Source organism: Pseudofrankia coriaricola (assembly GCF_001854805.1).
Lineage (GTDB): Bacteria > Actinomycetota > Actinomycetes > Frankiales > Frankiaceae > Pseudofrankia.
Map to the genome: position 1 here is coordinate 111,697 of NZ_MBLO01000239.1, position 23,871 is coordinate 135,567.

Annotated in this window: 17 protein-coding genes; 10 read left to right on the forward strand and 7 right to left on the reverse strand. The window is 71.4% G+C overall.

What is annotated here, in order from left to right; all coding sequences use genetic code 11:
* The first annotated feature begins 228 nt into the window (after positions 1-228).
* Both BCD48_RS32475 and BCD48_RS32480 read left to right on the forward strand, forming a co-directional pair.
* Complete coding sequence (locus BCD48_RS32475) at positions 229-1,794, forward strand: TldD/PmbA family protein (RefSeq protein ID WP_071052194.1); 1,566 nt, start codon at positions 229-231, stop codon at positions 1,792-1,794.
* A 102-nt stretch (positions 1,795-1,896) separates the two neighbouring features.
* Entirely contained in the window at positions 1,897-3,318 is a 1,422-nt protein-coding gene (locus BCD48_RS32480) for a metallopeptidase TldD-related protein (RefSeq protein ID WP_071052195.1), read from the forward strand.
* 196 nt (positions 3,319-3,514) lie between these two features.
* On the opposite strand, the gene BCD48_RS32485 is transcribed toward BCD48_RS32480, so the two are convergent.
* From BCD48_RS32485 to BCD48_RS32495, 3 genes are all read right to left on the reverse strand, one after another.
* Complete coding sequence (locus BCD48_RS32485) at positions 3,515-4,075, reverse strand: bacterial proteasome activator family protein (RefSeq protein WP_071052240.1); 561 nt, start codon at positions 4,073-4,075, stop codon at positions 3,515-3,517.
* A 146-nt stretch (positions 4,076-4,221) separates the two neighbouring features.
* A complete protein-coding gene (locus BCD48_RS32490) occupies positions 4,222-5,217 on the reverse strand; it encodes an NAD(P)H-quinone oxidoreductase (protein WP_071052196.1) in 996 nt (331 codons plus the stop codon).
* A 629-nt stretch (positions 5,218-5,846) separates the two neighbouring features.
* Positions 5,847-7,820, reverse strand: coding sequence for an ABC transporter ATP-binding protein (locus BCD48_RS32495; RefSeq protein WP_071052241.1), 1,974 nt, complete (start codon positions 7,818-7,820; stop codon positions 5,847-5,849).
* A gap of 584 nt (positions 7,821-8,404) precedes the next feature.
* Here BCD48_RS32495 and BCD48_RS32500 point away from each other — a divergent pair.
* The 4 genes from BCD48_RS32500 (at position 8,405) to BCD48_RS32515 (ending at position 12,109) form a co-directional block, all read left to right on the forward strand.
* Positions 8,405-9,280 carry a SigE family RNA polymerase sigma factor gene (locus BCD48_RS32500; RefSeq protein WP_241842169.1) on the forward strand — a complete coding sequence of 292 codons (876 nt, stop codon included), beginning with the start codon at positions 8,405-8,407 and terminating at the stop codon, positions 9,278-9,280.
* Entirely contained in the window at positions 9,277-10,539 is a 1,263-nt protein-coding gene (locus BCD48_RS32505) for a hypothetical protein (protein ID WP_071052197.1), read from the forward strand. Before BCD48_RS32500 ends, BCD48_RS32505 begins: the two co-directional genes overlap by 4 nt.
* A 666-nt stretch (positions 10,540-11,205) precedes the next feature.
* Complete coding sequence (locus tag BCD48_RS32510; protein WP_198543484.1) at positions 11,206-11,592, forward strand: hypothetical protein; 387 nt, start codon at positions 11,206-11,208, stop codon at positions 11,590-11,592.
* Positions 11,593-11,677: 85 nt separating this feature from the next.
* Complete coding sequence (locus BCD48_RS32515) at positions 11,678-12,109, forward strand: DUF3817 domain-containing protein (protein ID WP_083419530.1); 432 nt, start codon at positions 11,678-11,680, stop codon at positions 12,107-12,109.
* An 81-nt stretch (positions 12,110-12,190) separates the two neighbouring features.
* On the opposite strand, the gene BCD48_RS47610 is transcribed toward BCD48_RS32515, so the two are convergent.
* Positions 12,191-13,231 carry a hypothetical protein gene (locus BCD48_RS47610; protein ID WP_083419531.1) on the reverse strand — a complete coding sequence of 347 codons (1,041 nt, stop codon included), beginning with the start codon at positions 13,229-13,231 and terminating at the stop codon, positions 12,191-12,193.
* Positions 13,232-13,646: 415 nt separating this feature from the next.
* Here BCD48_RS47610 and BCD48_RS32525 point away from each other — a divergent pair, with 415 nt between their 5' ends.
* On the forward strand, positions 13,647-15,821 hold the full coding sequence (locus BCD48_RS32525) for a hypothetical protein (RefSeq protein WP_071052199.1): 2,175 nt from the start codon (positions 13,647-13,649) through the stop codon (positions 15,819-15,821).
* A gap of 111 nt (positions 15,822-15,932) precedes the next feature.
* Here the strand turns inward: BCD48_RS32525 and BCD48_RS56925 are convergent, their stop codons facing one another.
* Positions 15,933-16,766: an FDXHR family putative zinc-binding protein gene (locus BCD48_RS56925; protein WP_491677186.1), complete on the reverse strand. Its 834-nt coding sequence runs from the start codon at positions 16,764-16,766 to the stop codon at positions 15,933-15,935.
* A gap of 600 nt (positions 16,767-17,366) precedes the next feature.
* Between BCD48_RS56925 and BCD48_RS32535 the strand changes: the two genes are divergently transcribed.
* Positions 17,367-18,410 carry an ABC transporter ATP-binding protein gene (locus BCD48_RS32535; RefSeq protein WP_083419532.1) on the forward strand — a complete coding sequence of 348 codons (1,044 nt, stop codon included), beginning with the start codon at positions 17,367-17,369 and terminating at the stop codon, positions 18,408-18,410.
* The gene (locus tag BCD48_RS32540; RefSeq protein ID WP_071052200.1) at positions 18,407-19,177 is read left to right on the forward strand and encodes an ABC-2 transporter permease; all 771 of its coding nucleotides are present in this window, start codon (positions 18,407-18,409) and stop codon (positions 19,175-19,177) included. Before BCD48_RS32535 ends, BCD48_RS32540 begins: the two co-directional genes overlap by 4 nt.
* 162 nt (positions 19,178-19,339) lie before the next feature.
* Here BCD48_RS32540 and BCD48_RS32545 read toward each other — a convergent pair whose 3' ends face one another.
* Together BCD48_RS32545 and BCD48_RS32550 are read right to left on the reverse strand one after the other, a co-directional pair.
* Complete coding sequence (locus BCD48_RS32545) at positions 19,340-19,786, reverse strand: hypothetical protein (protein WP_071052201.1); 447 nt, start codon at positions 19,784-19,786, stop codon at positions 19,340-19,342.
* Positions 19,787-20,474: 688 nt separating this feature from the next.
* Positions 20,475-21,644: a glycoside hydrolase family 53 protein gene (locus tag BCD48_RS32550; RefSeq protein ID WP_083419533.1), complete on the reverse strand. Its 1,170-nt coding sequence runs from the start codon at positions 21,642-21,644 to the stop codon at positions 20,475-20,477.
* 1,106 nt (positions 21,645-22,750) lie between these two features.
* On the opposite strand from BCD48_RS32550, the gene BCD48_RS32555 reads away from it, so the two are divergent.
* Positions 22,751-23,701, forward strand: coding sequence for a UDP-glucuronic acid decarboxylase family protein (locus BCD48_RS32555; RefSeq protein ID WP_071052203.1), 951 nt, complete (start codon positions 22,751-22,753; stop codon positions 23,699-23,701).
* Positions 23,702-23,871 lie beyond the last annotated feature (170 nt).

Here is a 23,871-nt window from a genome sequence, read left to right on the forward strand (position 1 = left end):
GGACGGTGGGAGACCACCGCCCCGCCCCGCGGTCGTTTGTCCGCTGTCCGCCTCCTGGCACGGCGGCCCGCGCCGAGGCGGCCCGCAAACCCGCTGGCGCCTCCTACATCGTCGCCGGTTGCCCGTGCCGACGACATACGCGCGGTACTTCCACGCGCGGGCAAGGCCAGGTCCAGCAATCCGCGTCCCGACGCACGCGGCATGACGTGCACGGTCCAGGATGGGGGCATGTCGATTGCCGCCTCGCCGGGAGGGCCCGCGACGCCGCCCCACGACGTCGACCCCGAGTTTCTCGCCCTGCCACGCGCGGCGCTCACCGACGCGGCCCTCCAGACGGCCCGCGACCTCGGCGCGAGCCACGCCGACATCCGCGTCGAGCGGCTGCGCGACGGGTCGCTGTCGTTCCGGGACGGCAATCTGGAGAGCAGCCACGACGGCTCCACCGTCGGCTTCGCGGTCCGGGTCGTGCACGAGGGGACCTGGGGCTTCGCCGCCGGCGTGGACCTCACCGTCGACGAGGCCGTCCGCGTCGCCCGCGAAGCCGTCGAGATCGCCAAGGTCGCCCGGCCACTGAACTCGGAGCCGATCGAGCTCGCCGACGAGGCGGTGCACGCCGACGCCGCCTGGGTGTCCGCCTATGCGGTGAACCCGTTCGCGATCGACGCGCGGGAGAAGGTCGACCGGATCGGCGGGCTGTGCCGGACGCTGCTCGGCTCCCCCAACGTCGACCATGTCGATGGCCACTTCAACGAGGTCCAAGAAAACAAGTACTACGCGGACCTGGCCGGCACCTCGACGGCGCAGCAGCGGGTACGGGTGATCTGCCAGCTGGAGGCGACCCGGGTCGATCCGGCTGGCGGTTTCGAGACCATGCGCACCATCGCTCCCCCGGCGGGCCGGGGCTGGGAGTGGCTGGTCTCGGGGCCGGCCGCCGGCTGCTGGGACTGGGACGCCGAGATCGAGACGGTCCCGGGCCTGCTGGCGGAGAAGGCGAAGGCGTCGTCGGTCGAGCCGGGACGCTATGACCTGGTGATCGACCCGTCGAACCTGTGGCTCACGATCCACGAGTCCGTCGGGCACGCCACCGAGCTCGACCGGGCGCTCGGCTACGAGGCCGCCTACGCCGGCACATCGTTCGCCACTCTGGACAAGCTGGGCGCCCTGCGCTACGGCTCGCAGCTGATGAACATCACCGGCGACCGGACCGCCCCGCACGGCCTCGCGACCATCGGCTACGACGACGAGGGTGTGGCGACCAGCCGTTGGGACATCGTCCGTGCCGGCACGCTCGTCGGCTACCAGCTCGACCGGCGGATGGCGGCGGCGAACGCCGCCCGGCTCGGTGTCACCCGGTCCAACGGCTGCGCGTTCGCCGACTCGCCGGGGCACGTACCGATCCAGCGGATGGCCAACGTCTCGCTCGCGCCGACGCCCGGCGGGCCCTCGACCGCGGAACTGATCGGCGGGGTCGACCGCGGGATCTACATCGTCGGCGACAAGAGCTGGTCGATCGACATGCAGCGCTACAACTTCCAGTTCACCGGGCAGCGCTTCTACGAGATCCGCAAGGGACGCATCGTCGGCCAGCTGCGCGACGTCGCCTACCAGGCGACGACGACCGACTTCTGGGGCGCCCTGGACGGCCTCGGCGGTGAGCAGACCTACCAGCTCGGCGGGGCGTTCAACTGCGGCAAGGGCCAGCCCGGCCAGGTCGCCGCCGTCAGCCACGGCGCCCCGACGACGCTGTTCCGCGGCATCAACATCCTCAACACCCGCCACGAGGCTGGCCGGTGAGCGACCCCCGCCATCCGCCGGTTCGCGCCCTGACGGTCGGTCGACGGGTGCCGCATTGACCCGGGCTCATCGCCCGCTGGGAACGTATACGGGAGGACTCTGGTGACCGAGGCGTCCCACGAGATCGTGGAGCGGGCGCTCGCCGCATCGCGGGCCGATGGCTGCGTGGTCATCGCCAGCGAGTCGAGCGACGTGAACCTGCGCTGGGCGAACAACACGCTGACGACCAACGGGGCCACCCGCGACCGCTCGGTCACCGTGATCAGCATCATCGGCCGCTCGTTCGGGGTGCGCTCGGTGAGCTCGATCGACTCCGGCTCGGCCGAGGGCGTCGCCGTCGACAAACTCGCCGAACTCGTCCGGGCGTCGGAGGCCGCGGCGAAGGACTCCGACGAGGCGGAGGACTACGCGGAGCTGCTCGCCCCCGGCCGGCCGGGAGCCGCGATCGCCAGGCCGGGCGACGGCGCCTTCGACGAGCCCGCGCGGCACACGTCGACGGCGGTGTTCTCGGCGTTCGCCGCCGATCTCGGCGAGGCGCTGCGGGCGGCCCGGGGAGAGGGCCGAGCGCTCTACGGCTTCGCCGAGCACGACGTGACGACCACCTGGCTCGGCACGTCGACCGGGGTGCGGCTGCGGCACAGCCAGCCGACCGGCTCCGTCGAGTGGAACGCCAAGAACGGGCAGCCTGGCGGCTCGGTCTGGCATGGCCAGTCGACGCACGACTTCACGGACGTCGACGTCGCCGCGACCGATGCCGAGCTGCGCCGCCGCCTGGGCTGGTGTGGCCGCTCCATCGAGCTCCCCGCGGGCAGGTACGAGACGCTGCTGCCGCCGTCGGCCGTCTCGGACCTGATCCTCGACGCCTACTGGTCGGCCGCTGGACGGGACGCTGCCGAGGGACGAACAGTCTTCAGCCGTGCTGGCGGTGGCACCCGGCTCGGGGAGGCCTTCGGCCCGAGCGGGCTGCGGCTGTCCAGCGACCCGGCCGATCCCGACCTGTCCTGCGCGCCATTTGTCTTTTCCGGCCACTCGTCGGCGACGTCGAGCGTGTTCGACAACGGGCTCGCGCTCGGGCGGACGGACTGGTTCGAGGACGGCAAGCTCGCCGCGCTAGTACATACCCGCGCCTCCGCCCGCGCCGCCAGCACGACCCCCACGCCGTTCGTCGACAACCTGACGATGGACGGCGGCGGCACGGCCACGCTGGACGAGATGGTCGCCTCGACCAGGCGCGGCCTGCTGCTCACCTGCCTGTGGTACATCCGGGAGGTGGATCCGGAGGTCCTTCTCCTGACCGGGCTGACCAGAGACGGCGTCTACCTCGTCGAGAACGGCGAGGTCGTCGGGGTCGTGAACAACTTCCGGTTCAACGAGTCCCCGGTCAGCATGCTCGGCCGCATCGCCGAGATCGGTGCGACGACCCGCACCCTGGGCCGCGAATGGGCCGACTGGTTCAAGCTGAGCCGAATGCCGGCACTCCGCATCCCCGACTTCAACATGAGCTCTGTCAGCCCCGCCAGCTGATGAGTCTGGACGCTGGACGCGCCAGCCTCGTGTCGGGCGCCTAGGGCGCCCTCCCGCCTGGATCCGGGGCTGAGGTGTATGGCCGGGGCCGCCGTGGGGCGGGGTCGGGATGTGGTCGGGTTGGCAGTGCGCCAATGCGCTGTCGCCAGCGGTGGCTGGGTCGCGGTGACAGCTCACCAGAAGACGGCCCGGTGGGCTAGAGGTAGGTGCCGCCGCCGAAGCCTTCCTCTCGGGGCTGGCCGCTGGGGAGGGCGCGGCGGCGCATCTCCTCGAGCTGGGCGCGCGCGGCCATCTGCTGCGCGAACAGCGCCGTCTGCAGGCCGTGGAACAGGCCCTCAAGCCAGCCGACCAGCTGGGCCTGCGCGATCCGCAGCTCGCCGTCGCTCGGGGTGTGGTTCTCCTCGAACGGCAGCGTGAGCCGGTCGAGCTCGTCCTTCAGCTCCGGCGCGAGCCCCTCGGACAGCTCGCGGATCGAGCTGCGGTGGATCTCGCGCAGCCGCACTCGGCTGGCCTCGTCCAGCGGCGCGGCACGAACCTCCTCCAACAGCTGCTTGATCATGGTGCCGATCCGCATGACCTTGTCCGGCTGCGAGACCATCGAGGAGAGCGCGGAGCGGACGGACGCACCGTCGACGTTCTCCTCGTCGCCATCTCCCTGGCGTCCGCGGCCAGCTCCGGCCTGGAGCCCGTCCGGCGACTCATGCAGCTGGCCATCCGGCCCCACGATCACCACTCGCTGTTCCGGCTGATTTGTCATGTTCACCATCCTGCCCTCTCGACCCAGCCATCCCACCTGTCGGCGGGTTCGGCTCCGATCCCGTTGAGCCTTACCGGTACGGCTCCGGGCTGTCCGACCGGGAGCCGGTTCCGCCTGGCCACCAGAGTCCCTGGGGGAACGCCTGGTCAGGCTGTCGGTGTGGTCAACAGGACCTTGCCGACGTGGCCGAGGGATTCGACGACGCGGTGAGCCTCGGCGGCGTCGGGCAAGGGAAGCACCCGGTCGATGACCGGGCGGACCGAACCCGCCGCGAACGCCGGCCACACCTCGGCGCGTACCCCGGCCACGATCGTCGCCTTCTGCTCCGCCGGCCGGTGTCGCAACGACATCGCATGGACGGCGCCCCGCTTGACCAGCAGGGCCGACAGGTTCAGCTCGGCCTTGATCCCGCCCTGCAGACCGATCACCACCAGCCGGCCGTCGGGCGCGAGCACGTCGACGTTGCGGGCGAGGTACTTCGCGCCCATGTTGTCGAGGATGACGTCGGCACCGCGCCCACCGGTGGCGTCCTTCACCCGGGCGACGAAGTCGTCGTCCCGGTAGGAGATCGCGACGTCGGCGCCGAGCTCGCGGCAGCGCGCGAGCTTGTCCGGCGTACCGGCGGTGGTCGCGATGAACGCCTTTGGCCGCAGAGCCCGCACCGCCTGGATGGCGAACGTGCCGATCCCGGAAGCGCCGCCGTGCACCAGGAACGTCTCGCCGTCGGCGAGCGCCGCCCGCTGGAACACCGTCGAGTAGACGGTCGACGTGACCTCGGGCAGCCCGCCGGCCGTGACCAGGTCCACGCCGTCGGGCACCGGCAGCACCTGCCCGGCGGGCACGACGACCCTGGTCGCATACCCCCCGCCGGCGAGCAGAGCGCACACCTCGTCGCCGACCGCCCAGCCCTCGACGCCGGGCCCGAGGGCCGCGACCCGGCCGGAGCACTCGAGACCCAGAATGTCCGACGCGCCGGGTGGCGGCGCATAGAAGCCCTGTCGTTGAATCAGGTCAGCCCGGTTGACGGCGGTGGCGACCACCTCGATGGCGACCTCGCCCGGCCCAGGGCCGGCCGGGTCTTCCACCTCATGCCACTCGAGGACCTCGGGGCCGCCTGGGCTTTTCATCGTGACCGCATGCACCTGGCCACCGTAGAGCCAAGGCCGCTGGGTGGGCGAGCGGCCCAACAGGATGGTCAATCGGGCCTGGGGACGGAGGCTTGCTGGGACAGGGTGTTCCCGGTGAGACTGGGTGTTTCAGCACCGATGCGACGGGTAGAGCGGATCTCATGTGCGCGCAGGCGGAGACACGATTTCTCGCTCGGCCAGGCCGGCCGGACGTCCCGTGGGTCTCCCATCCGCGGACGGTCCGGCCGCGGCCGGACGCTCCGCCGCCGCCGTTGGACCCCGACATGCCCATCCCGGACGATCCCGGTCCACTGCTGCCCGACGACCCGGATGACCTGCCGCCCGCCCCGCACGAGCCGTCCCCATACACGGAGCCCGCGCCAGGGACCCCCGAGCCTGAACCGGTATAGGGACGTTTCTCACGTCCGGATCGAGGCGCACCTCGGCCTCGTGACTCGTCAGCGTGGCGCAACCGCGTCCAGTGACAGCGTCTCGGCGCACCGCCGACGCGACCACCACCTCGAGTCCGTGCCACATCAGCCCCGGCCGTACAGGCCACCCCGAAGCCAGGCCAGGAGGGCGCCCTAGCGCCCGACAGGCGGATCGGCGAGCGGTCGCGCCAGCGACCTCCGAGCCGATCCGCCTTATGCGGACGCCGGTCGGTAGAGGCGCGCGTAGGCACCGTCGTCGGCGAGCAGGGCGTCATGGGTGCCGTCCTCGACGACCTGGCCGTGGTCGAGGACGTAGATCCGGTCGGCGTCGCGCACCGTGGAGAGCCGGTGCGCGATGACCAGGGTGGTGCGACCGACCGACAGCGCCTCGAGGGCCTCGCGCACCGCCAGCTCGGAGACGCTGTCGAGCGCGGACGTCGCCTCGTCGAGGACCAGGACTTCCGGGGACTGAAGCAGCACCCTGGCGATTGCCAGCCGCTGGCGCTCGCCGCCGGAAAGCCGGTAGCCGCGCGCGCCCACCCTGGTGGCGAGTCCGTCGGGCAGCCGCTCGAGCAGCGTGCCGAGACAGGCTGCCTCCAACGCGGCGCGCAGTTCGTCGTCGGTCGCGTCCAGCCGGCCATAACGCAGGTTCGCGGCGATCGTTTCGTGGAACAGGTGCGGGTCCTGCGGAACAACGCCGACGACGCGGTGCAGCTCGGTGGGAGCCAGATCGGCCAGCGGCACGCCGCCCAGGCGCACCGTGCCGCGTTGGGGCCGGTACAGGCCGGCGACCAGGTAGGTGATCGTCGTCTTCCCGGCGCCGCTGGCGCCGACGACGGCCGCCGTCGTGCCAGGGGCCACCCGCAGGCTGACCCCCCGCAGGCTCCACTCCGGCTCACCGGCCCCAGCGCCGGTGCCGGTGCCGGTGCCGGTGCCGGCTTCCGCCGCGGGGCCAGGCGAGGTCCCGCGGCCGCGGGAGTCGGCGAGGTCGTAGGAGAACCAGGCGTCGTCCAGCGCGAGCTCGACGCCGCCGCCGAGGGCGAGCGCGACACCGCCGGACGGACGCGCGCCAGGCACGGCGGCCGGGGCCGGCGACAGCGGCCGGGAGGTCCGGGCCGTCGCGGGCCGTCGCGGGCCGCTGCCCGACGGAAGGTCGGTGGGGGTGTCCAGCAGGACGAAGATCCGGGTGAATGAGGCGCCGGCGCTGGCGAGCTCGGAACGCAGGCTGACGGCGGTCGACAGCGGCCCGAACGAGACCAGCAGGGCGCCGCCGAGCGCCGCGACCGTGCCGAGCGACGTCTGGCCGCTGGAGACGAGCGCCGCCCCGAGCGTGACGACCACCATCATCGTGGCGACCAGCCCGAGGTTCACGAGGAGGCGGACGCGCGAGGTCAGCCGCGCCTCCTCCTCGGAGGCCGCGAGCACCTCCTCGGCCGCGGCGCCGAAGCGCTCCTCCTCGTAGCCAGCCCGGTCGAAGAGCCGGACGTGCAGCGCCCCGGAGACCGACGCCGTGTCGGCGGCCCGGGCCATCAGCGTGCCGTCGAGGTCGCGCCGGCGGGCGGACAGCGCGCCGAGCCGGCGCCGGCCACCCCGAATGATCAGGAGGGTGGCCGGGGCGAACACCATCACCGCGAGGCTCAGCCGCCAGTCCAGCGTGAAGATGACCACAAGGCCGACGACGATGTCCGCGGCTCGGCAGACCACCGCCTGGGTGGTGGCCGAGACGGCGTTCTGCGCGTCCACGACGTCGGTGGACAGCACGGTCATCACCTCGCCCTGCTGGGCGCGGGGGAAGAACGAGAATGGCAGTCGCTGCAGGTGGGAGTTCACCGCCTGCCTGATCCGCACCGTCAGCAGCCCGCCGAGCCGCGCGATCAGTTTCATCCGCGCCGCGAGCACCGCCGACTCGAACACCAACAGACCGCAGAGCATCAATACCGGCGGAACCAGGTCGCCGACCTTCCCGGTGGGCAGCGCGTCGTCGACGAGCCGCCGCACGATGAACGGCCCGGCAGCCACGGCCAGCGAGCCGGTCACCGAGAGAAGAAGCAGCACGGCGATCACCCGGCCCTGGTCGGCGAAGAACTGCTCGGCGCGGACGGCCGCCGGCGCCCCGGTGAGCCGCGCGACCGCCCGGGCGTGCCACCGGGTGACGGCACTCGACAGCCGCCGACCCAGCCCACTCAGCGGCCCCGAAGTCCCCGAATCCGAGGAATTGCCGGCTGGCGGGACGATCGGCGGCGCGGCCCGGCCCAAGGCTGGACGATCGAAAGTCACCGGCCTGCTCACACAACCCTCCCGCAACTGGCGATTGCCACCCCGGCTCAGGGTATTGCCGGCCGACCCGGGCGACCCGCACGGGCCAGGCCACGACGGGGCCACTCCGGGCGATGACCGAACCATGCCCGGCACCGCGATGATCATATGATCGGCCTGACCGTCGCACAGCGCCGGCGCCACGGCGTCTGCAGATCGCGGCGGTCATGTAAAGCTCCAGCAGCCCAGATTTTCACCGATATCTGATGAATTTCCGGGTCTATGACCGATAGGCGGCTCTGCCGGACTTCTGCGCGATGACCCGGACGGGGTAACGTGCGGCCAGCCCGACAAGCCGTGGGGAGCGTGCCGTGTACCTCGACAGCGTGAACCTCGACCACATTGGCCGCTCGCGCTATCGGTCGCCGTCGTCGGCGCCGGTCGCCGCGCAGCCGTACCGGACAAGGCAAACAGCGGGCCCGACAATCCTCTCGCCAATGCGGGCGGTTCCGGCGGTGCCAACGACGGGCACACCGCCGCCTGACGCCTTCCCGCCACCATCCCCGCCACCATCGGTCTCCACGCCCCCGCCCGTGAGTCTCGACGGCACCGGGAGCGTTCACGACACCGAGGATTCTCGCGACGCCGAGGACCCTCAGGACGCCGATGATCCCCAGATCTCCAGCGATCCCCAGGTCCCCCAGCACCTCCGGACCTCCGAGCACCAGCGGACGGCCCAGGCCGCCTTCGAGGCCTTCTTCGAGGGCCATCACCGGGAGCTCGCCCGGCTCGCGTTCCTGCTCACGGGCAACAAGGAGGACGCCGAGGACATCACCGCCGACGCGCTGACCTCCGCCTGGATGCACTGGGACCGCGTCCAGGCCGCGGAGAACTCGCTGGCCTACGTCCGGCGCAGCGTCGCGAACCTCGCCGCCAGCCAGGTCCGCCGCCACATCCGGCAGCGCAACCTGCTCGCCAAGGTGGGCAGGCAGCCGGAGAACCCGGCCACGCGCGAGCCGGACGTGCCGCAGGCGCTGCTCCTGCAGTGGGCACTCGACCAGCTGCCGCACCGCAAGCGCCAGTGCGTCGTCCTGCGCTACGGGCTCGACCTGTCCGAGGCGGAGACGGCCGACTGGCTGGGAGTCTCGGTCGGCACGGTGAAGAGCCAGACCTCCAAGGCCGTGAGCGAGCTGGAGCGGCTGCTGACCGCCGGCGGCTCCGGCGCGGGCGCGCCGAGCGACGGCGGTGGGCGCCACCAGCGGCACCCGTCGCGCCCGGGCGGGCGTGGATCGTCCCGCAAGGTGGCCGGCCGCGGCCGGCAGGGCCGCGCGGGCGCACCCTCGGAGCCGACCCGCACCGCGTTCATGTGGCTGCGGGGAGGCGAGGCATGATCCAAGGGCCTCGGCGGCGCAGGATCGTCGTCACCCCCTCCGCCGGCGCCGGCTCGTCCGCGAACCATGGCGAGACCGCTGGGCCTGGTGGCCCCGACGGCCCCAACGGTTCTTCCGACCAGTGGGTGCGCGACCTGAAGGCGTCGCTGCACGAGGGCGATGTCAGCTCTGCCGCGATCAAGTCGAAGATGCTGACGCGGATGGGCACGCCGTCCTCGGCCGAGCGTCCCGGCGCGGCCGGTGCCTGGCCGCCGACGGCTGTTCCCGGACGGCGTCATGCGCGGCGGCGTGCCGCCGCGCCGGCCACCGCGCGTCGAGCCGGAGGGAGCGCGTCGACGCGGCCCGGCCAGTCCAGGCGCCGCCGGCCGCGGCTGGTGTCGGTCGGCGCGCTGGCGGCGGTGGCGAGCGTGATCGGCGCTACCGCCGTCATCGCGACCGTCGCTCACGATAATCAGCCGATCACGGTGAACGCGCCGACGGGCATGCCCGCGGAACTGATGGGAACGACGCCCTCCCCGGCCACACCCACCCCGGTGCCCACGTCCGCCGCGTCAGTCGAGTCGGCCCCGGCCACGCCACCGTCCGTAACTGACGAGCCACCGGACACCGCTCCCGTCACGGCCCCGGCCAGTTCCAGGCCCAGCAATGGCGGCAGCCTGGACAGAGGAGACAACGGCTCGGAAAGGCCGGCCGGACAGAGCGGGCAGGTCAGCCAGAAGTATGCGGCGCGCGGCGCGGACGCGGACACGCTCCCCCGAGAGGCCCAGCTGGTCCTGCCCGGCAGGGGCGTCGCCGACTGGGTGGTCTTCGGGCCCGGCGACGGCGGCGTCACCAGCCGCGCCGCCATCTCCTTCCCGCTGATCGACGCCAGGCGCCTCGCCGGCGTCGGCTATGCGAGGGACGGCTACGACACCCGCGTGTCCTGGTCGGGGGGAACCCCACCGCGCAGCCACGGCACCCGGGTCGACGACCGGTTGAGCATTCCCAATGGCCGCTCGGCGGCGCTGACCGTCTACCGAGGCCCCTACACCGGCACGCTTCTCGTCTACCTCGGTGGATCCACGCGCCTCAGCGTGCGAGTAAGCGCCGCCGGAATGCTGAACAGCGACTACACGCTGAGGCTGTCTGGTTCCAATCCTTTCGGGGTCATCACCATCGACCTCGGTGACCTGCCGGACTGGACACCGGCCACGGTGACGGTGACCGGCACCAGCGGCGACAGGTCGTCACTCTCCCTGGCCGCCGCCGTCCTGCGCTGAGATCCCGCGCCGACGTCGTCCGCTGTGGCGGCCGTCGGCGCGGTCCGCTGTCGACGTGCGGACGGGCTGCCCCCTCATCCCCGGCGAGCTGCTCCTGGACGGGGATGAGCGCGGGGCTGGCGAGTGCCTGGCGACGCCGCGAAATCGAGGGCGCGACGCCCCGGCGAAGAGAGGGCAGTGACCAGCGAATATAGTGAGCCACCCTGGGTGGGGCGACACGGAGCCGCGAGCCTCTGCGTGCCGCCCCCTCCCCGGGGGCACCTCTGCCGCCCGGGCGGGATTGGGGGGCCGGGCGGCAGAGGTGGGGGACGGAACGCCCGTCCTGCCAAACGGGCGTTCCGATCGCCGCTGAACGACGATTGCTGGCTTAGGTGGCCCGCCCGCCCGGCTGGGGGGGGTAAGCGGGGGAACAGACGGGCCAGAACACCGGGCCGGACCTCCTGGCGCGAACTCCGAATCGGCATTCACAGCTAGGTCGCCCGAGGCGGCCGCAAGGTTGCCGTCATCTTCAAGATTTTTTGGACCTGGCATCCGCACCACCCCGCGGAGCCGATCTGAGGGTCCGGATCACGCAAGCGACCTTCCCGCCAGCGCCGTCGCCTCGACGTGACGGACTGCCGGTCACCCCTGGGAAGGCATGGGGGTAGCGTCGGACGTGTGCGCAGGGTGCTGTTCTCACCGGGGTGGCTGCTACGCCACGCGCTGGCGCTGAGCCTGGTCGTCTTCTTCGTGTACATGGGTCGCTGGCAGTGGACGAAGGGCGAGTCCAGCCACGGCACCCTGCAGAACCTCTTCTACGGCATCGAGTGGTGGATCTTCACCGCGTTCGTGCTGTACCTGTGGGGCAAGATGATCATCGAGGAGATCCGGCCGACCGCGCCCAAGCTGGCGGACGGTGACAGCGAGGCGGCGGCTGAGGTCGCCGAGCAGCCAACGAGCGTCGTTCTCGCTTCCTTGGCGGCTTCACCCCCCGACGATGAAGATCCCGATGACGCGGAGCTTGCGGAATACAACCGCTACCTCGCCGCCCTCCGTGAGCGAGACCGGGTCTGAAGGCGCCACGCGCCACGCGCCACGCCTTCCAGCCCCGCCCGTTGCCCGTCCCGACGGCCACGACGACGACGCCTGGAGACCACCGATGACCCCACCCAGCCAGGACCAGGCCACCGTCGCCGCCGCGGCCCCCTCTCCCGGCCCGGCCTCCGCGGCGGCGGCCAGGCCCATGGCCACGCCCGCCGCCATCGCGAAGGCACTTACGCGCTACCGGACGCTCGCCTACATCGTCGGTGTGGTGCTCGTCACGCTGGTGCTCGTCGCGGTGCCTCTGAAGTACGCCGCGGACACGCCGCAGCTCGTCCAGACGATCGGCCCCATCCACGGTGTGCTGTACATCGTCTACCTGCTGGTGACCTTCGACCTGGCCACGAAGACGCGCCTGCCGTTCCGGCGCGCCGTCCTGGTGATGCTCGCCGGCACGATCCCGTTCGTCTCGTTCATCGCCGAGCGCTCGGTGACCCGTGAGGTGCGTGCCCGTCTGGCGGCGAGCACGGGCGCCGACGCTCAGGGCTGATCTCGGTCCGCGCCCACGCCCCGGCCTCCGTCCGTTGGCCGCGCGGGCAGTCGTGATCCGGAGAGTGGCCCGGTCACCGGATCAGTCGCGCCGGGCGATGCCGGGCTCAGGCTCGGGCTCGGATGGCCGCGGGACGAGCCGCAGGCCGGCGCCTCCCGGCCCACGCCGGGCGGCGGCGACCGATATCGAGAAGAGATCACCTGGGGCGAGCTGACGCGCCCGTCCCGACCTGCGTGGCCGCGCGGAGCCTCCGAGCTCCCGGCCGGCGGCGCTGGGCACGCCGCCGCCCCCTGGCCACGGCCGGGCGAGGGCGCCGCCGCCCGACGGGCCGGGAATGAGGCCGAAGAGTGGGGCACGGAAGGCGGCGAGAAGCTGCGCCGGCTCGGTACCGAACGCGATGTGCCGGCCGTCCGACCAGGTCAGCAGGTCCGCGGCGAGCCGGCCGGTACGGGCGACCAGAAGACGGCGGACCGCCGAGTCCCAGACGATGACCAGTTTGTCCGGGGCGAGCCCCCGCAGGCAGCTCTCGCCGACGGAACGGTAGGCGGCGGCTACCCGACAGGCGACCGCGCAGCCGGCGTGCCCACCGTCATCCAGCTCATCACGGTCCGGCTCATCACGGTCCGGCTCACCACCGCCCGGCCCGGCGTCCCCCGGCCTATCGCGGCCCGCACGTTTGCCGGCACCGCCGCCGGCACCGCCGCCGCCGGCACCGTTCGCATGATCGTGCCCGATTAGACCGGGCCAGGGCCGCACCCCCCGAACGGCGGCGAGAGCGCCTCGCCGAGCGGGCTCTGTGGGCCGCCTGCCGTGTTCCGCGCCGCCGCGGTCGAGGACGCCGCCCACCGGCCAGCCCGCCGGGCTCCCCGCCCCAGCGACGAGGCGCACGCGGGCGGGCCGGGCGGCCGTGACCACGACGACCGTGAGCCCGAGGTCGTCGACGGCGATCGGTGGGATGGGGTCACCCGCCGGGCCGGCGGCGGTGACGACGCCGAACGGGCCATCCAGATGCACGCCACGCGCGGCCGGCAGGCCCAGCGATGACGAGGCGAGCATCGAGGTGAGGGTGGAGCGGCGGACATCGTCTCCGTCCAGCCGTAGCAGACCGCAGCACAGGGTCACGCCCGCGCCTCCTCTCACCCGTCGTCCCATGCCACCGTCGTGCCCCTGTCGCCGTCTATGCGGCCGTTGCCGGGGGCACCGCTGGACGACGGAGGGCTCGGCTCCCGCCGCGCCGACGGTCATGCTCAGCGACGGAAAGTAGCAGGTAGACGGGTCTTCGACCGGGCCGTTGACCGAATTGGGGTAAGCAGCCCTACTCGCCCGAGCCGAGCCCCTCTCGACAGGGGCCCGGCCCAATCGGGCCAGGAATCACCCGATCGAGGAACGTCACGCGGCTCAGGCGGAGCGTCTGTCACCCAGGTCCAGCGCCCGGCGCGGGGCGAATCAGTGCCTTTCGGTGGTCTTCCAGACCCCGACTCGCCAAAGTCACGATAGGACACACAGTGACAACGACGTCACACGGCAAGGAACAGACATGATCACTGCCGCCACCGTCTCACTATCGCGCCTGGCGTCACCCACCCCGGGGACGGCGGTGGCATCTCAGCTCTCCTCATCCTGCGGGCCGAGCATCGCGGCGTCCTGCCTCCTCGCGATCTTCGCGGCACTCGCGGCGCTTGCCTGCGCGGCCCGAATCAGGACCACCCCTAGAACCGGTCTCGCCCGCGGCGTCCGCGGCGTCCGCGGCGCCGGCTGGACCGGCGCCGCCGCCGTCGCCATGGGCATGGCCGTCTGGTCGACGCAGCTGGCCGGCGGTGTGTCCTGCGAGTACAGCGGCGCCGCGCTGTTCGACCTGCGGATGACGCTCCTGAGCGCGTTGGTCGTCCCCGTGGCGACGGGCATCGGACTCGGCATCGCCGCCGCCGACCCGAGGAGCGCCCGGCGGCTGCTCCTCGGCGGGGTGTTCAGCGGCGCCGGCTGGTCGGCGGCCACCTTCATGAACATCGCCGCGGTGCGGTCGGCCCAGGTAGTCGTCAAATACGACATCCTGCTCGCCGTGCTGTCCGTCGTGATGAACGTGGGCACCGCGACCGTCCTGTGCTGGGTGGCATTCCGGCCCGGCGGCCGCTGGCACCAGGCTCTGGTGGCGGCATTCCTGCTGGGCGCCGCCACTCGCGGCGGGTACTACACGGCGCTCGCGGCGGTCCGCGTGAACTCCGACCGGGCCCACACGTGGTCGCCGGGGGTGGATCCGTTCGCCCTTGGGCTGATCACCGCCGCGGGGTCGACCATCGTGCTGATGTTCATCGCCGTCGCGGCGGTCGGCGGCCTGATCCATCCCCGGGTTCGCGGCGGCGACGTCATCGCGTGGCCGTCGGCCACGGCGGTGGCCAGGAGGGCGCGGACGATGCGCCCAGGCGCTGCGGCCAGGAGGGCGGCCACCATGACGCATACCCGGCCCCGCGCGGGCAGCCAGCGCGCTGGGTCCCCTGGCCGCGGAGGCCGTCCGGGCGGCTCCGACATTCCCGGCGGCTCCGGCGGTCCTGGCGTGCCGACCGCCGCCGGACTGGAGGCCCCGACGGGAACGGCCCCGCCGGTCGAGGCGCCAGCGCCGGTCCCAATGCTCCCCGGCTCGACGGGGAGGACAACCGCCGTCGGCGGGACCCTGCCCAGCCTGCCCTACGAGGACCTGACCTACGAGGAGCTCAGGTACGTCGGCCTCTCATACGACGGCCTGGCCGACGACGTCGAGCTTCTCGAGCCAGCCGGCGACGAACCGGGCGACGCCGGTCCCGCGGCCGGCCCGGCCGCCATCGAGGACGTGCTCGCGGCGGCCCCGCCCGACGCGGTTCCCGTCCAGGTGGCGGGGCCCCCCGCCGGGGCGTTCGAGGTCGCCCGGGCGGGGGAGGTCTCGTTCGCCGGCTCGGGGCTCGCGTCGGCGATACCCAGGGCCGTCTGGGTGGGCGCCGCCGGACCGGACGGACCGCCGCCCCAGGAAGCACCGACCGCGAGCGGAGCGTCGGCGACCGGCAGGTTCACCGCGCCGGGCTCGGGGGAAATGGTCGCGATCCTGGTGCCCTCCACCAGCCTTGTGCCCTCCGCCAGCCTGGAGCCGCCCGCCAGCCTGGAGCCGCCCGCCAGCCCGGAGCCGCCTCCGAGCATCTCGCCGCCCGCCGGGCTCGCGTCCCAGGCCCACCTACCCGCGCACGATCGGCGCGCCGCCAAGTTGCCGCCGGCGAGCACGGCCACCGTGGCGGGAACTGGCGACGGCCGGGGGCCGGGGTCACTCACTCCCAGTTCCCTGCTCTGGTCGGGCGCGCTCCCAGCGGACGCGGCGCCGGTCATGGCTGAGCCGGCCGCCGGTGGGGACGCTGACACTCCGTCAGCCTTGTCAGCTCTGCTGGCACCGTCAGCCCCGCTGGCACCGTCAGCCCTGTCAGCGCCGTCAGCCCCGCCGGCCCGGCCCAGCGGCGGAAGCCCGGCCGAGGGCGACGGCGCTGACGCGCCCGTGCGCGCGGATGGGGCGGGCGAGCCTGGAGGTGTCGAGACTCAGCCACGCTCGGCCGGGCCTGCGCTGTACTTCCCACCGCCCTCTTGGTGGTTCCGGGCGACCGCGCGGGGATGCGCGACCGCCGCCCGGCGCCGGGGCGACGACCCCAGCGCGCCCACCAAGCCCCTCCGGCTGGTACCAAACCGTCCCCCGCGCTGAGACAGGTGCGGGAGCCGCCCGGAGGACGCACGCAGCGGGTCTGACGAGGAAAGTGGCCGAACCAGGCTTGGCCTCTGGAGGTGTCTCCTCGTCGCGGGACGTACCGCGGGCTCAGGACGCCTTGCGGACGCGGCTACGGGCTGGCGGTGCGATGGGGATGTAGGTCGGGCATCCCGGCAGGTGCTCATCGAAACCGACGACATCCGGCCAGTGGCCATGACAGCCACGGCAGTGGGTCGCGTCCTCCTCCGTCCACCGCTGGTCGCAGCCGCCGCAGCTGGCCGTCACCGGGATGTGCTTGTTCCGACCGGGCTGTCCGAGGGTGCGCAGCGGGACGGGCAGCGTCTGCTGAACACCGTTCGCGCGGCCGGAGTTCCTGCCGGATCGGCGAAGGCCGGGGTCCCTGCCGGCAGACCTGCCGGATTGGCGAAGCCGATCTGGGAGGTCTGCCGGGAGATCTGCCGGCAGGTCCGGCGTGGACTGGCCGGTGGTCACCGAAGCCGTCCTGGTCGACGGCTCGCGGTCAGCCTGGGCCGGCTGCTGGGCAGGCAGGCGCGCGAACGGTGGCGAGGAAGCCAGGGAGACGGACGAAGGGGACCGGCGGGCAGGCACCGGGCCATCCTGTCGCACGCCGCCCGGACGGTCACGCCCTCCCCCACCGATCCGCCCGGACTGGCGCTGTCCCGCGGGCCAGGCGTTGGCGCGGGCCCCGGATGACGGCTCGAGGGCATCCCCCGGACGTTCATGCCGGTGGCCAGAGGGCCCGCGCCCGGCGTGCGCGCGGGCTCGAGGCGGATGACCGGACGCAAAGCGTTGCTGGATGGCACCTTCCCCCACCGATCTGTCTGGCCGAATGGTTCCATGCGTTTCATGCCAAGGTGACGAGGCCCCAGGGCGCGAGCCGGACGTCGGCCCCATCTTGGCGGCGACGTCCGACAATGTCATGGCTGGTGCCGTGTCGGGCACTGGTGCCGCGATGACGCCAATGCCGCGGCAGACGTACGGCACCTCCGGCCTACTCCGGGGGACGGCTGGGTCGCGGATCGTAGGGTTAGCCGCATGGTGGGCCGCTTGTCCGACCGGTTGACTGTGGCCACCGTAATCGATCGAACCTGACTGGGCTCCCGGGACGGCGCCGCCGCGATCTGGCGCCGCGCGATGGGCGATCCGGTCGAAGGCCTGTCGGTCGGCTGTCGATGGCGCGGCGCGTGCTTGGCCGGACGCGGCGGCGTCCACCGTCGTCGTCCGGGTCAGCGGAAGGTGATCCCGTCTCAGAGGTGGGCCGTCGCGAGTCGTTCAACGGTCCGGCGTGCCCGACCCGGCTCCTGGAGGCGTCTCGCCGAGCCGACCAGCGCGGAGGTCAGCCGACTCCGCGGACGGACGGGCCTGCTGCCACTGACACGCCGACCGCTTCGGGCCCGCCACCGCCAACCGCTGTCCGCTAGCCGACTACCCCCGTCGGTTCACCCCATTCTCGGCACACAAGAAAAGTGATATCACTTTGATAGACATTGACCGCAAGGTCACACCAACGGAGGGAGAGTGATGATCGAGGCGAACGGGCTCACCAAGCGTTACGGTCGCACGCTTGCCGTCAACGACCTGACGTTCACGGTGCAGGCCGGCCGGGTCACCGGCTTCCTGGGGCCGAACGGGGCCGGCAAGTCGACCACCATGCGGATGATCCTCGGGCTGGACCGCCCGACAGCCGGAGGCGTCCGCATCGACGGGAAGCGTTACACCGACCTGAAGGAGCCGCTTCGCCACGTCGGCGCCCTGCTCGACGCGAAGTGGGTCCACCCGAACCGTTCGGCCCGTGCGCACCTTCGTTGGCTCGCGGTCTCCAACAAACTGCCAGAGAAGCGCGTCGACGAGGTCTTGGCGCTGGTCGGGCTGACCGACGTCGCGGGCCGGCGGGCCGGCGGCTACTCGCTCGGCATGTCGCAGCGGCTCGGCATCGCCGGCGCGCTGCTCGGCGACCCCGGCGTTCTGCTGTTCGACGAGCCGGTCAACGGACTCGACCCGGAGGGAATCCTCTGGATCAGGCAGTTCATGCACCGGCTCGCCGACGAGGGCCGCACCGTGTTCGTCTCCAGCCACCTGCTTTCCGAGATGGCGCTGACCGCCCAGGACCTCGTCGTGATCGGACGAGGCCGGCTGATCGCTCAGACCAGCACCAGTGCGTTCATCGACGCCGCATCCGGTTCAAGCGTCAGGGTGCGCGGCCCCGAGCTCGACCGCCTGCGCGAGGTGATCACCTCCGGCGGGCTGAAGGCTGACGACGCTCCGGCGACGACCGAAGGCCCGGCCGCGCTCGTCGTGCACGACGCGACCACCGACGACGTCGGCGAGCTTGCCGGCCGCGCCGGGCTGGTGCTGCACGAACTCGCCGCCCAGCGCGGCTCGCTGGAGCAGGCGTTCATCCAGATGACCGGCGGCGACGTCGAGTACCGCACGGGCGATCCCGCGCTCGCCCCCGTGGCGGGCGTGGCGGGTGCGCCCGTCGGGGTGCCCGGCCAGCCGGGCGAGGCCCTGGCCTCCCAGCGGACAGGGGCGCCGGTGGCGGCGAGGAAGGCGGACGCGCGATGACCACGCTCACGTTGCTCAAAGTCGAACGGATCAAACTGTTCTCGACCAGGTCGCCATGGTGGTGCATGGGCACGGCGGTCTTCATCACCGTCGGGTTCGCCTCGCTTCTCGCCGGGACGATCCGTCCCAGGGATCTCCAGGACCTGACGCCGGCGACGACCCAGTTCTCGTACAACTTCGGATTCCTGATCATGATGGTGATGGCGATCCTCGCGATCACCACGGAATACCGGTTCGGGACGATCAGAGCGACGTTCCTCGCGGTGCCCAACCGTGTCGACGCGTTGCTGGCCAAGACCGCCGTCGTCGCCCTGCTGGCGGGCCTCGTCGGCGAGGCGGCCGGCGTGGGTGCCTGGGCGCTGTCCAGGGCGATCCGGCCCGAGGCACCGCTGGCGCTCGACAACGCACAGGACTACCGGGTCGTGATCGGCGTAGGTCTGGTGTACATGGTCGCGACGGTCGTCGCGATCTCCATCGGACTGCTCATCCGGCACTCCGCCGGCGCGATCACGGCCCTGCTGATCTGGGTGATGGTCGTGGAGAACCTGCTCCCGGCCATCCCGCGGGTTGGCGAAACCATCCAGAAGTGGCTGCCGTTCACGGTCGGCAACAACTTCCTGTACGCCGGCCAGCAGGTCGGCGAGAACAACAACGCCACTCCAAGCGACATGCCGTTCGGCGCCTGGGGATCACTGCTCTACTTCGCGGTGGTCGCCGCCGTCCTGCTCGCCCTCGCGGTGGGCCTCGCGAAGCGCCGGGACGCCTGAGACGGCTCGAGGTCGGGGCCGAGATAGGGGTCGAGGCGCGCGGAGCGCCTCGGCCCCGAACACAGACCTACCAGATCGCCGACTACCCGTCGGCCGCTACCCCAGCGAGATCCACGGGAAGGCCTCACTCCGACAGAACTCCGACAGATCCACGGGGAAGGTCTACGCGCCGAGGCCCCAGGGGTCGCGGCCGGCGTCTTCGCGTTCGGCCGCCTTCATCCGTGCCTCGTGCACGTGCCGGCGGCCGCCGGTGAAACGAATCCGGATCCGCTCGTCGGCATCCACGAAAGGCCGGTAGTAGAGCTCGTCGTACTCCTCGACGATCTGGAACGTCCAGCGCCCGGCGAGCACGTTGCGGCCGTGCAGTTCCCGGCGAAGCTGGGCCGCGGCACGAGGGTGGCCAGCGGCGGTCAGGGCGTCGATCGCATCACCCAGCGTCTTGTCGGCATGGCCGGACAGCTGGTGGAACTCATACAGCGCCCCTCGGGCCCGCTCGACCCACTCCAGCGCCTCGCTCAGCTTGCCGACCGCCTCGCTGGTCGCCTCGTCCACCCTCGGCGCGATCCGGTCCTCCCCCGCCCGTCTCACCGCATCCGGTCCTGCCCCCATCGCAGACGACGTGGTACTAGTCACGCCTCTGGCGTTCCCCACCGCCACCACCCCAACACCCTGAACAGGCAGCCCGCGGCGATCCGACGCTCGAGGGCGAAGGGCCAGGGGTCAAAACGACGGAGCGCCGGCCCCGGGCGATCCGGGAACCGGCGCAGACATGCAGGTCAGGAGCGGAGGGCGTGTGATTCGAACCCACGATGAGGTTGCCCCCATAGCGGTTTTCAAGACGGAAAACCGCAGGTCAGCGGCTATGTCGCGGTTTGCCGGGGTGGGTCGCCGGGTGCCGAGAAATCCTTGCCTACCAGCATGATCGCGTTCGGCGTGGGCCGTCGGGTGCCGACCCGTCCCGCGTCGTACCGGGGCTTCCACGCCCACCTGACGCCCACAATAATCTTGACGTGGGCTCACTGATCGGTGCCGCACGACTGCGCCGCCGCCGGCCGGCCCGGTTCGCCAGGAAGGTCAGCGAGACAGGCGTAGGAGCTGCCGGCAATGCGCGAGACCCGGCAGAGTTGTCGTGGTCGCTGGGAAACCTGCGCCGCCGCGACGGCCACCAGAGCGTCGCGCGGCTCTTCGACGTCGAGGACGCGCCCGGACCGCGACGATGTCGGGCCAGATCCCTCCAGGGTCCTCGTCCACGCCGGTGTGGACACGAAGACAAACGACTCCCCCTGCGTCACAGGTGTCAGTTGGTCGGAGGCGCAAATGCAACCTTTATCGAGGGCAGCGCCTCGCCGTCGTAGTCGAACATGGTCAGATTCGTGTACGGGGCCGCGTCCTGACCAGGATGCGCACCGACGCCCGGCAGCCATCCTGGCTCGAAGGCGAAGAAACCCACGCCGCGGCCTTCAGGCACCTGGGCGATCAGATCGCGCAACGCGGCGAAGTACGCGGCCTGTCCGGTAGGGGAGGGGGGGAACCTGTCGGCGTCGGGCAGCTGATTCCTATGTTTGAGAGCGAGGTTGGCCCGGTCGCCGCGCAATGTCCACGGGTAGGCGGTCTCGGTGACCATGATCTCCTTGCGGTATTTCGACGAAAGGTCGATCATCGTGTCCCGCAGCTGCGACATCGAGCCGGCCCAAAATGGGTAGTACGACAGCGCGATGACATCGAACGGGATTCCGGCCGCGGAGATCTGGTCGAAGAACTCATGGGCTGCGTCGGGCTCGCCGATGCGCGCGGTGTGTATCGCGGTCGACAGCCGGTGCCCGGTCGGGTTGCCTGCCTGGGCGCCGGCCACCCCGGAGCGCAGCAGGGTGAGGAAGCCCAGCCAGCCGCCCCCCGGCGCGGTCGCGTCGAGTTTTCCCAATGGCCACAGAAAGCCTGAGGAGAGCTCGTTGCCAATTTGGATCATGTCGGCCGGCGTGCCCTGCCGAGCGAAATCCGTGACGACCTTCCTCGTGTAGTCGAACACCCGGTCGGAAAGCTCTTTGAGATCGAGGTCGCGCCAGACGGGCGGGGTCTGCTGGAGCGTTGGATCGGCCCAGGTATCCGAGTAGTGGAGATCTAGGAAGATCTTCATTCCGGCGGCGGTCGCGCGCCGGGCGAGAGTAAGTGCTGTTTCCTCGTCGAAATATCCTGGTGGCGGGTCGATCCAGAGGTGAAGCCGCACATAGTTCGCGCCCGCGCCGACGAGGATGCGTTCGATCGGCTGCTCTTTTCCGTCGGCTGACAGGACGTTCCCCGCCGCCTCGTCCAGCAGCGTGGTGGAGATGTCCGCGCCGCGGATGGCCGGAGCGGCGCTTGAACTGGGAACGGTTACCTTATCGGAACCGTACAGTCCGCATCCGGTCATGCAGATAGCCAGGACGATAACAGTAGTGCGTAACAGTCGACGTCGCATCGACAGGCCCATGGCGCCGAGTCTACGGAGTGCGTTGGCTGCGGCTGGCTACCGCGGGGCGACGGCGGGCGGCGCCTGCCGGGGAACCCGGCGGCCGGCGGCGTCGGATGCGCGCAACGGGCCTCGGCCCACGGCGCCGTCATGGCCTGCGAGGCAGCCTCGGAGGGTGGCCGGACAGGCCACGCAGGGCACGCACGGCACCACTCAAGGGTAGTGATTGCCCAATCGGGCCGGGTGCCTACGTCACGGAGGGAGCCGCTCAAACCATTTGGTGCATACCTGCACCGACCGCGGCCTGTGGCACCGGCGCGTCTGCCGACAGTGTTCGAGCAGGTCACGGACCCGCGGAAGCGCCGGGTAGACGGCATCGGCTGCCGGTCCTGCTCGCGCTGGCGACCTGCGCGGCGCTGGCGGGTGCTCCGGTCGTTCGCGGCGGTCGGCGAGTGGGCCTCGGACGCCCGCGAGGCCGTCGGTTCGGCGCTGGGGATCGCCCAGGTTCCGGACGAGTCGACGTTCCGCCAGGTATTCGCCCTGCTCGCCGACCTCGCCCGCGGCCACCGGGCCATCAAGAGCCAGTTGCCCTGGGTCCGCGACGTCACCTTTGACGAGGACCGCCACCCGGCCCGCACCGGCGACGGCCCCAGGTCATGGCCAGCCTCCGCGACCTCGCCATCAGCACGTCAGCATCCTGCGCCTGACCGGCGGGACCAACATCGCCCAGGCGCTACGCCACTACGCGCGCCGTCCCGAAAGACCACTCGCGACGATCGCGAGACTGGATGCCAATCAGCAACTTTACCGGCTCCCTGCCTGCCACCCGCCCTGCCCCGAAGGCCCTGCGCCACCCCACGCCCGCCCCATTGTGGAACACGCGAGCCCGCCGTCGTCCGACTGCTGACGGGATCAGAGGCCCCATCGGGCGGCCAAGCGGCCAGGAGACCGCCTGGCTCTTGACCTGCGGGTCCGGCATCCGGGAGCATCGATGAGATCAACGGGGCACAGGTCGACATGCCAGGCGAATGATCGGCCTTCGGGCTCCATCGTCCGCCGGCCGCGGGTCGCGATTCTTTTCACATATTCCACCCGACGCTGGCGGGTGGAGTCTTTCGGGGGGTTGGATGACGCGTATCGCGGTGACCGGTGGCGGAGGCTTTCTTGGAAGTCATCTTTGCGACCGGCTGCTAAATGACGGTGCGGAGGTGTTCTGCATCGACAACTTCGCCACGGGTCGGGCGGAGAACGTCAGGCATCTCTTCGGCCATCCGGCCTTCCATTTGATCCACCACGACGTGACCCGTTTCACCCACGTCAAGGGCCCGCTTACCGCGGTGCTGCATTTCGCCTCCCCCGCCTCGCCCGTCGACTACAGTAGGCTGCCGATCGAGACGCTCAAGGTTGGCTCGACCGGAACCATGAACGGGCTCGGGCTCGCTCGCGCGAAAGGCGCGCGCTTCGTGCTCGCATCCACCTCCGAGACCTACGGCGACCCGAAGGTCCACCCACAGCCGGAAACCTACTGGGGCAACGTGAACCCCGTCGGTCCTCGCAGCATGTACGACGAGGCGAAGCGGTTCGCGGAGGCTGTGACGATGGCCTATCGTCATCATCACGACGTGAACACAGGCATCGCTCGGATCTTCAACACCTATGGTCTTCGGATGCGCCCGGACGATGGTCGCGCCATTCCGACGTTCATCTCGCAGGCACTGCGCGGCGAGCCGATCACAGTCTCGGGCGACGGTTCCCAGACCCGTTCGGTCTGCTATGTCGACGACCTCGTCGAGGGCGTCATGCGCCTGCTCTGGTCGGACCTGCCTGGCCCGGTGAACATCGGGAACCCGACGGAGCTGTCCATCCTCGACACGGCGGAGCTCGTTCGGACCGTCTGTCGGTCAGACTCACCGATTACATTCGTCGCCCGTCCGGTCGACGACCCGACAGCGCGCCAGCCCGACATCTCCCTGGCAAAGGAGAGGCTCGGCTGGGAGCCGAAGGTGGATATCCACGACGGCCTAATGAGGACCGTCAGCTGGTTCGCGGCACAGGTCGCGCCGCGATGGGCCGCCTGAACACGGTGAGGGCGACAGTGCTCCTTTCTCCTGTTCCAGCGCGCCTTGGCGCCGCGCATCGGTGCGATGTCGCGCTTCCACGCCCAGCGGCGTCGCCTCCTGCTCGGCCGACGAAAGTGGCCGGTGGGACGAGCCGGTGACCATGACCAGCAATTCCGCCGATTCATCTG